Here is a 1,649-nt window from a genome sequence, read left to right on the forward strand (position 1 = left end):
CCAAGGTTAGAACCTCAAACAAACCAGGGTGGTATTTCAAGGACGGCTCCACCGAAACTAGCGTTCCGGTTTCATAGCCTCCCACCTATCCTACACAGATCGGTTCAAAGTCCAATGCAAAGCTACAGTAAAGGTTCATGGGGTCTTTCCGTCTAGCCGCGGGTAGATTGCATCATCACAAACACTTCAACTTCGCTGAGTCTCGGGAGGAGACAGTGTGGCCATCGTTACGCCATTCGTGCAGGTCGGAACTTACCCGACAAGGAATTTCGCTACCTTAGGACCGTTATAGTTACGGCCGCCGTTTACCGGGACTTCAATCAAGAGCTTGCACCCCATCATTTAATCTTCCGGCACCGGGCAGGCGTCACACCCTATACGTCCACTTTCGTGTTTGCAGAGTGCTGTGTTTTTATTAAACAGTCGCAGCCACCAGTTTATTGCAACCCCTTCACCCTTCTGGCGCAAGCCAGTCAAGCTACAAGGGCGTACCTTATCCCGAAGTTACGGTACCAATTTGCCGAGTTCCTTCTCCCGAGTTCTCTCAAGCGCCTTAGAATACTCATCTCGCCCACCTGTGTCGGTTTGCGGTACGGTCATCGTTAGACTGAAGCTTAGAGGCTTTTCTTGGAACCACTTCCAATTGCTTCGCTCCCTAAGGAGCTCGCGCCACACCCTTGAATTCCGCACCCGGATTTGCCTAAGTGCCTTCTCCAATGCAGCGACCGGGACTTCCAACACCCGGACAACCTTCCGCGATCCGTCCCCCCATCGCATCTAACAATGGTGCAGGAATATTGACCTGCTTCCCATCAGCTACGCATTTCTGCCTCGCCTTAGGGGCCGACTCACCCTACGCCGATGAACGTTGCGTAGGAAACCTTGGGCTTACGGCGAGGGGGCCTTTCACCCCCTTTATCGCTACTCATGTCAGCATTCGCACTTCCGATACCTCCAGCACCCTTTACAAGGCACCTTCGCAGGCTTACGGAACGCTCTCCTACCATGCGAGCAAAGCTCGCATCCGCAGCTTCGGTATATAGCTTAGCCCCGTTACATCTTCCGCGCAGGACGACTCGATCAGTGAGCTATTACGCTTTCTTTAAAGGGTGGCTGCTTCTAAGCCAACCTCCTGACTGTTTTAGCCTTCCCACTTCGTTTCCCACTTAGCTATATTTGGGGACCTTAGCTGGCGGTCTGGGTTGTTTCCCTCTTGACACCGGACGTTAGCACCCGATGTCTGTCTCCCGTGATTGCACTCTTCGGTATTCGGAGTTTGCTATGGCGGGGTAATCTGCAATAGACCCCCCAACCATGACAGTGCTCTACCCCCGAAGGTGAGACACGAGGCACTACCTAAATAGTTTTCGGAGAGAACCAGCTATTTCCAGGTTTGTTTAGCCTTTCACCCCTATCCACAGCTCATCCCCTAACTTTTCAACGTTAGTGGGTTCGGACCTCCAGTACGTGTTACCGCACCTTCATCCTGGCCATGGATAGATCACCTGGTTTCGGGTCTACGCCCAGCAACTGAACGCCCTATTCGGACTCGCTTTCGCTACGCCTGCCCTATACGGTTAAGCTTGCTACTGAACGTAAGTCGCTGACCCATTATACAAAAGGTACGCCGTCACCCCTTACGAGGCTCC

General features: G+C 52.8%; 1 rRNA gene. It reads right to left on the bottom strand.

Features of this window, described 5'->3' with window-relative positions:
• Positions 1-1,649: ribosomal RNA gene (locus ACIBNA_RS45025) — 23S ribosomal RNA — on the bottom strand; the annotation flags it as partial.

It is taken from the genome of Streptomyces sp. NPDC050164 (assembly GCF_044459945.1).
GTDB classification, from domain to species: Bacteria; Actinomycetota; Actinomycetes; order Streptomycetales; family Streptomycetaceae; genus Streptomyces; species Streptomyces coeruleorubidus_A.